At 58.6% G+C, this 7422-nt stretch carries 6 protein-coding genes; 4 read left to right on the top strand and 2 right to left on the bottom strand.

The annotated features are described in order from the left end of the window. Both M0974_RS33060 and ilvD read left to right on the top strand, forming a co-directional pair. Positions 1-518 (top strand): TIGR04211 family SH3 domain-containing protein (locus M0974_RS33060; protein WP_297846514.1); only part of this gene is annotated, 518 nt, incomplete at its 5' end. 289 nt (positions 519-807) lie between these two features. Then, complete coding sequence (gene ilvD / locus M0974_RS33055; protein ID WP_297846513.1) at positions 808-2655, top strand: dihydroxy-acid dehydratase; 1848 nt, start codon at positions 808-810, stop codon at positions 2653-2655. A 125-nt stretch (positions 2656-2780) separates the two neighbouring features. Here the strand turns inward: ilvD and M0974_RS33050 are convergent, their stop codons facing one another. Both M0974_RS33050 and M0974_RS33045 read right to left on the bottom strand, forming a co-directional pair. Further along, the gene (locus tag M0974_RS33050; protein WP_297846512.1) at positions 2781-3848 is read right to left on the bottom strand and encodes a haloacid dehalogenase-like hydrolase; all 1068 of its coding nucleotides are present in this window, start codon (positions 3846-3848) and stop codon (positions 2781-2783) included. A 173-nt stretch (positions 3849-4021) separates the two neighbouring features. After that, positions 4022-4540: a dihydrofolate reductase gene (locus M0974_RS33045; protein ID WP_297846510.1), complete on the bottom strand. Its 519-nt coding sequence runs from the start codon at positions 4538-4540 to the stop codon at positions 4022-4024. Positions 4541-4628: 88 nt separating this feature from the next. Here M0974_RS33045 and M0974_RS33040 point away from each other — a divergent pair, with 88 nt between their 5' ends. Both M0974_RS33040 and M0974_RS33035 read left to right on the top strand, forming a co-directional pair. Next, positions 4629-6008: a DUF2868 domain-containing protein gene (locus M0974_RS33040; protein WP_297846509.1), complete on the top strand. Its 1380-nt coding sequence runs from the start codon at positions 4629-4631 to the stop codon at positions 6006-6008. After that, entirely contained in the window at positions 6001-7371 is a 1371-nt protein-coding gene (locus M0974_RS33035; RefSeq protein ID WP_297846507.1) for a DUF3482 domain-containing protein, read from the top strand. Before M0974_RS33040 ends, M0974_RS33035 begins: the two co-directional genes overlap by 8 nt. The last annotated feature ends 51 nt before the right edge of the window (positions 7372-7422 follow it).

The following is a 7422-nucleotide window of genomic DNA, read 5'->3' as shown; positions in this document are numbered from 1 at the left end:
TCAACACTTACGTACGCGCCTGCCCAACTGATGGCTACCGTATCGTCGCCACACTTAAATCCGGTCGCAAAGTCGAGTTGATCAACACCCAGGGCGATTACAGCCAAGTGCGTGGGGAAGGCGGCAGCACTGTATGGATTCCTACGGGTGACCTGCAAAGCGCACCAGGACAAGCCGAACGCCTGCCGGAGCTGACTCAGCAAGTGGCCGACCTCACTGGCCAACTGAAAACCATTGACGACAGTTGGAAGACCCGAGTCCAGGGCATGCAAGAGACCCTGGACACTCGCAAAAAACTGATCGACGAACTCGAAGCACGCAGCAAGGATCTCAATGCGCAACTGACCGATGCGCAATCTGATCTTCGTAGCTCGCAAGCCAAGTTGGGCGACGAGAACAACCAAGTCTTGATGCGCTACATGGCCTACGGTGGCAGCATCGCCGGTGTCGGGCTGCTCATCGGCCTGATCATTCCAAGCATGACCCGCGGCCGCAAGAAAAAAGACGGTTGGGCGTAGTAGCCCGATATCCGCGGCGCTTACTCCGGCGCCATCGCGGGCAAGCGCGCTCCTACAGTTAAAATGCGGGAGCGCTCACGACCTTGGGCATTCCCTCCTGCGACTACAGGTGTAGAATCTCTTTTATTCATCGCCAGTCATCCCCCGGCGGGTTTATGAGCTCAGACCGAGCGCGCGGCGATCCCGTAGCGTTGTCGGCTTCATCGCAGTTTCCGGTCACTTCCGGACGCTCGCGGCGTCAGTAGAAGCTCTCTCTCCCCCCTCTATATCTGATTAGCCGGAGTGCTCCATGCCTGATTACCGTTCGAAAACGTCTACCCACGGCCGCAATATGGCCGGCGCCCGCGCGCTGTGGCGCGCAACCGGTATGAAAGACGCCGATTTCAAAAAGCCAATTATCGCTATCGCCAACTCGTTTACTCAGTTCGTACCCGGCCATGTGCATTTAAAAGACATGGGCCAACTGGTCGCTCGTGAAATCGAACGCGCCGGTGGCGTCGCCAAGGAATTCAACACCATTGCGGTAGATGACGGCATCGCCATGGGTCACGACGGCATGCTGTATTCGCTGCCGAGCCGCGAGATCATCGCCGACTCCGTGGAATACATGGTCAACGCCCACTGTGCCGACGCCATTGTCTGCATCTCCAACTGCGACAAAATCACCCCTGGAATGTTGATGGCTGCCTTGCGCCTGAACATTCCGGTGATTTTCGTCTCGGGCGGCCCGATGGAAGCCGGCAAGACCAAATTGTCTGCCCACGGCCTGGACTTGGTCGATGCGATGGTGATCGCCGCCGACTCCAGCGCCAGCGACGAGACAGTTGCGGAATACGAGCGCAGCGCTTGCCCAACGTGCGGCTCTTGCTCCGGCATGTTTACCGCCAACTCGATGAACTGCCTGACCGAAGCCCTCGGCCTCGCATTGCCAGGTAACGGTTCGCAACTGGCGACCCACAGCGACCGCGAACAGCTGTTCCTGCAGGCTGGCCGGACCATCGTCGACCTGTGCCGTCAGTACTACAACGAGAACGATGAGTCGGTTCTGCCGCGCAATATCGCCAACTTCAAAGCGTTCGAAAACGCGATGACGCTGGACATCGCCATGGGCGGCTCGACCAACACCATCCTGCACTTGCTGGCTTCGGCGCAGGAAGCAGAAATCGACTTCGACCTGAAGGACATTGACCGCCTTTCGCGCAAAGTGCCTCAGCTGTGCAAAGTCGCGCCGAACATCCAGAAATACCACATGGAAGATGTACACCGTGCGGGCGGGATTTTCAGCATCCTCGGCGAACTGGCGCGTGGCGGCTTGCTGCACACTGACCTGCCGACCGTACACAGCAAAACCCTGGCGGAAGGCATCGCCAAGTGGGACATCACCCAGACCACTGACGAAGCCGTGCATACCTTCTTCAAGGCAGGCCCGGCAGGCATTCCGACGCAGACAGCGTTCAGCCAGTCGACCCGTTGGGAAACCCTGGATGACGACCGTGAAAACGGCTGTATCCGCAGTGTCGAACACGCGTATTCACAAGAGGGCGGCTTGGCCGTGCTGTACGGCAACATCGCGCTGGATGGCTGCGTAGTGAAAACAGCCGGCGTTGATGAGTCGGTCCATGTGTTCGAAGGCAATGCAAAAATCTTTGAAAGCCAAGACAGTGCTGTTCGCGGCATCCTCGCAGACGAAGTGAAGGCCGGCGACATCGTGATCATTCGTTACGAAGGACCTAAAGGCGGCCCGGGCATGCAGGAAATGCTCTACCCGACGTCGTACCTGAAATCCAAAGGTCTGGGCAAAGCCTGTGCCTTGCTGACTGACGGTCGCTTCTCGGGTGGTACTTCGGGCCTGTCCATCGGCCACGCATCGCCAGAAGCAGCAGCAGGCGGCGCGATTGGTTTGGTACGCGATGGCGATAAAGTACTGATCGACATTCCTAACCGCGCGATCAACCTGTTGATCAGCGATGAAGAAATGGCCGGACGCCGTGTCGAGCAAGACGCTAAAGGCTGGAAGCCGGTTGAAAAGCGTCCGCGCAAAGTAACTACAGCGCTGAAAGCCTACGCCCTGCTCGCCACCAGCGCCGACAAAGGCGCGGTACGTGACAAGGCGATGCTTGATAAGTTGATGCCATAACACGTACGGCCCCCTGTGGGACCGAATTCATTCGGGAAAAAAGCAGCGCGGTGTTTCAGACCTACCGCGCCGTCTGCTTCGCGAATGAATTCGCTCCCACAGGTAACCGAGTCCAGCCTGCAGTCTTACTGAATCTCGTCCGGCTTCACGATCACCCAATTCTTGTCCGCGGTCACTGCCAGGCCTTCGTTGGCTTGCGCTTCAGCGTTGGTTTTCATCATGCCGTTGAGTTGGGTCATGTACTTGTCTTTGCGGTTGACCCACAGATGAACGCCGCCCTTGGCCACGTCAACGCTGTGGAACAGCATGTAGCCATCGCTCGTCGGCGTATCGCCACCCACCAGAACCGGCTTTTTCCATTGATCGATATAGGTCAGAATCGCCGCCTGCTTACCCGCCATCCACGTCGCTGGGGTCCACAGGTACGGAGTTAGCTCCAGGCCCATGTTGGCCTTTTCGTCATATTTGCCCGCAGTGATTTGTTTGCGTGCCGTGGTCAGCTCCCCGGTTTTGCGGTCTTTCAACAGCGTGGTCACGCCGATGACATTCTGTGGTTTGACGTTGTAACCATATTTAGGGTCCGCCGCGACCATACGCACCAACTCTTCGGACGCAGCCGTAACAACGTAAACCTCGATGCCATTTTCCATCAGCTTGTTGTACAGCTCAGCCTGGCCGGTGAAAACTTTTGGTGGCTCGACGTTGATCTGCTTAACGGTGTCGCCGTCGTAGTACGTGCTCGGGACCGGTTTGCCGGACGCCATCAGCTCATCAACGTAACCCTTAAGCTGGGTGAGGGTGAAGCCGGAAAACACTTGGGCAACCCATGGATAACAGACCATGTCGTCGACTTCGCACAGGCGGTAGTAATAGCTGAACAGGCTTTCTTTGTGATCAGCCGTGTCCTTGAAGGGGATCAGCTTAAGAGACGGATCGAGTGTTTCACGGGTGATCAGGCCTTTATTTTCCATGTACGGTAGCAGCGACTCTTCCAGATCGTAGCGATAGCTGGTGTTGTCCATGTCGAACACGGCGAAGTTGCCCTTGTTGGCATTGGCTTCGATCATGGCATTGAGTTGCTTGGCCTGAGCGGCAGGCCAATGGGTCAACTCAGTGGCGAAAGTCTGGCTGGCAAGTCCTACGCCCAATCCCAACGTCAGTACGGCAGCAAACATTTTTGGCGCGAGCTTCATAACGGGGTCCCCTTCTTTGGTTAAGCACCGACCGTAACAAAATCTCATGACATAACGATTTTCTCAGCGACTAGCCGTGTCCCGACGACGCCATGTTGATAACGATTCGCGACAAAGACTTCAAAAGCGACACTTTTGTTACAGAATGATTGCGGCCATCTGTAGTGTTGTAATCAGCCCTTAGTGCGCTCCCACACTTCAAAACTGTAGGCTGGCTTGTCGTCCAATGCCGGGTTTTGGGTGTTTGAGACCAGCGCCCATTGCGCGGTGTCGAATTCGGGAAACCAGGCATCACCGTCGGGACTGAGCGCCACTCGGGTCAGGTACAGTCGATCGGCCTGCGCCAAGCCTTGCGCATATAACTGAGCGCCGCCAATCAACATCACTTCATCGACACCCTGCTCCTGCGCCCATTGCTCGGCGCGCACGATGGCAGCGTCTAGCGAGGTAAAAACCTGCGCACCTTCGAGCTGCAAATCAGCCTGGCGACTGACCACCAGATTCAACCGGCCCGGCAAAGGCCGCCCCAGTGAGTCCCAGGTCTTGCGGCCCATGATGATCGGCTTGCCGAGGGTCGTCGCCTTGAAGTATTTGAAATCCGCAGGCAGATGCCACGGCATGGAATTGTCGACGCCTATCACACGGTTTTCACCGAGGGCGGCAATCAGGCTGAGGGGGAGATGAGTTTTCATGGGCGCGAGAATAGCAGAAGCACAGCGCTTGCCCCGAGCCCTGCCTCAGAGGTTATGCTCACCGCTGACTTTATCATCGAGACGCCGTGTGACTGCTCTGACCCCTATGGATAGCCTCTGGCTGACTGAAGCCGTGCGCCTGCGCGAAGAACACGCTGGCCCACTGGAAGACATGGAAGCCAATCGCCGCGCCCGTGCCACCGCCGGTGATCTGACTACCCGCATCAAGAACCGCGCGTTATGGCTGGCCGAACGCGATGGATTGGTTAGCGCCCTTCGTCACTGGAAACAAGGTGCGCGGCTGGCATTGCTGGTTTTGTCGGTCATCGTGACCCTCAGCGGTGCAGGTCTGGCCTTCGCAGCGCTGGGCAATGGACAAGCGCCGGTCAACGTCTTTTGGGCGCTGGGCAGCTTGCTGGGGTTGAATCTGATTCTGCTGCTGAGCTGGGCGTTGGGCATGCTCTTCGCTGGGGAAAGCACTGCCAGCCTCGGCAGACTCTGGTTATGGCTAAGTGAAAAACTTGCCCGCGACGCTAAGGCCGCACAACTAGCACCTGCATTGATTCTATTGCTCCAACGCCAACGTTTGAACCGTTGGGCGCTGGGCATGGTGGTCAACAGCGCCTGGTTACTCGCGCTGCTGAGCGCCTTGGTCATTATGTTGCTCTTGATGGCGACCCGGCGTTATGGATTCGTCTGGGAAACCACGATTCTGGGCAGTGACACCTTCGTCAGCGTCACCCAAGCCCTGGGCGTGATTCCGGCACTGCTGGGGTTCAATGTACCGACTGAAACGATGATCCGCGCCAGTGGCGATAATGCCTTGAACATCGACAGTGCTCGTCAGGCCTGGGCCGCATGGCTGGTTGGCGTGCTGCTGGTGTTCGGTATCCTCCCTCGATTGCTTCTGGCGCTGACGTGCCTGTGGCAGTGGCGACGCGGTCGGGCGGCCCTTGGCCTGGACTTGAACCAGCCTGGTTACAGCCAGCTGCGGGAACGCTTGATGCCCAGCAGTGAACGCTTGGGTATCCACGACGCCGCACCCGAGCTACTGCATAGCGTTCAAACCAATACCGTGGCGCTGAACAGCGAAGGTGCACTGCTCGTCGCCATTGAGCTGGATGAACAGCAGCCATGGCCACCGACGTTGCCTGAGACAATCAAAGACGCGGGTATTCTCGACAGCCGCGAGTCCCGGCAAAAACTGCTTGATCAGCTCACTCGCTTTGCGCCTGCGCGCTTAGCCATCGCCTGCGATCCCCGCCGCTCTCCCGACCGTGGCAGCCTTGCGCTGATCGCCGAACTGGCGCGCTGTGCCGGTGCTGCACGGATTTGGTTGCTCCAGGCGCCACCGGGGCAGACGCTGGACATGGAGCGCCTGGACGATTGGCATTCGGCGCTGGACAACCTCGGCATCACCTACGCCGACAGCTCGCCGCTGAATTGGCTGGAGACCGGCCATGACTAAGGCACTCACGCTCGCGGTGGTCGGTCACACCAACGTCGGAAAAACCTCATTGCTGCGCACGTTGACCCGTGACGTGGGTTTCGGCGAAGTGTCCCATCGCCCGAGCACCACCCGCCATGTCGAAGGTGCTCGGTTGTCGGTGAATGGCGAACGACTGTTGGAGCTTTACGACACGCCCGGGCTAGAAGACGCCATCGCCCTGCTCGACTATCTGGAACGTTTGGATCGCCCCGGCGAGCGCCTCGATGGGCCCGCTCGTTTGGCGCGATTCCTTGAGGGCAGTGAAGCTCGGCAACGCTTTGAGCAGGAAGCCAAGGTGCTGCGCCAGTTGTTGGCCTCAGACGCGGGCCTCTATGTGATTGATGCCCGCGAGCCGGTGCTGGCCAAGTACCGCGATGAATTAGCCGTGCTGGCCAGCTGCGGCAAACCGTTGCTGCCGGTGCTGAATTTTGTGAGCAGCGCCGAGCATCGCGAAGCCGAGTGGCGCGAGGCCTTGGCACGGCTAGGCCTGCATGCGCTCGTGCGATTTGATAGCGTCGCTCCACCCGAAGACGGCGAGCGTCGATTGTATGAAAGCCTGGCCCTGCTGCTGGAAAACTCTCGCGACCAACTGGAGCGGTTGATTGTCGATCAACAGGCGCAACGCGTGGCGCGCCAGCAAAGCGCGGCACGACTGATTGCCGAACTGCTGGTGGATTGCGCTGCGTGCCGACTTAGCGTGGCCACCGGCTCAGGATTGGAGCTGGCTGCGGTCGACGATTTGCGTAAAGCGGTGCGACAGCGGGAGCAACGTTGCGTTGAGGCGCTGCTCAAGCTGTATGCGTTTCGCCCTCAAGATGCGGCCGCCAGCGATCTGCCGTTGTTAGATGGTCGTTGGGGAGATGACTTGTTCAACCCCGAAACCTTGAAAGTGCTGGGCGTTCGCGTCGGCAGCGGAATAGCCGCAGGCGCGGCGACCGGGGCTGGGGTCGACTTATTGTTGGGTGGTATCACGTTGGGCGCCGCCGCGCTGGCAGGTGCGATTGCCGGTGGCGCTCTACAAACGGCGCGCAGCTACGGTGGACGGCTGATCGGCAAACTGAAGGGTAAGCGCGAGCTGACCGTGGACGATGCGGTACTGAGATTGCTTGCGCTACGCCAGCGCCATTTACTGCAAGCGCTCACCGTTCGTGGTCACGCTGCAATGACCAGCATCACGCTCAGTGCACCACAGGACAAGACTTGGCGCGAAGGCAAGCTCCCTGACGCCTTGAAAAAAGCCCGTGCCCATCCGCAATGGTCTTCGCTGAATCCAGGTTCAAAGTTGAGCCAGGCACAGAGGCAGGAGCAAATTGAGGGGTTGGCTGGGTTGCTGAGTGACTAATTTTTCCTGAAATACCGCGCCGCTTTCTTCGCGAACAAGTTCGCTCCCACC

The sequence above is a fragment of the Pseudomonas sp. genome (genome assembly GCF_026224925.1).
GTDB lineage: Bacteria > Pseudomonadota > Gammaproteobacteria > Pseudomonadales > Pseudomonadaceae > Aquipseudomonas.
This window is presented reverse-complemented; position numbering and strand designations above follow the sequence as displayed.

What these genes read in the sequence shown, in the direction of transcription:
- ilvD (WP_297846513.1), top strand. Translation starts at nt 808, where the DNA reads ATGCCTGATTACCGTTCGAAAACGTCTACCCACGGCCGCAATATGGCC.
- M0974_RS33050 (WP_297846512.1), bottom strand. Translation starts at nt 3,848, where the DNA reads ATGAAGCTCGCGCCAAAAATGTTTGCTGCCGTACTGACGTTGGGATTG.
- M0974_RS33045 (WP_297846510.1), bottom strand. Translation starts at nt 4,540, where the DNA reads ATGAAAACTCATCTCCCCCTCAGCCTGATTGCCGCCCTCGGTGAAAAC.
- M0974_RS33035 (WP_297846507.1), top strand. Translation starts at nt 6,001, where the DNA reads ATGACTAAGGCACTCACGCTCGCGGTGGTCGGTCACACCAACGTCGGA.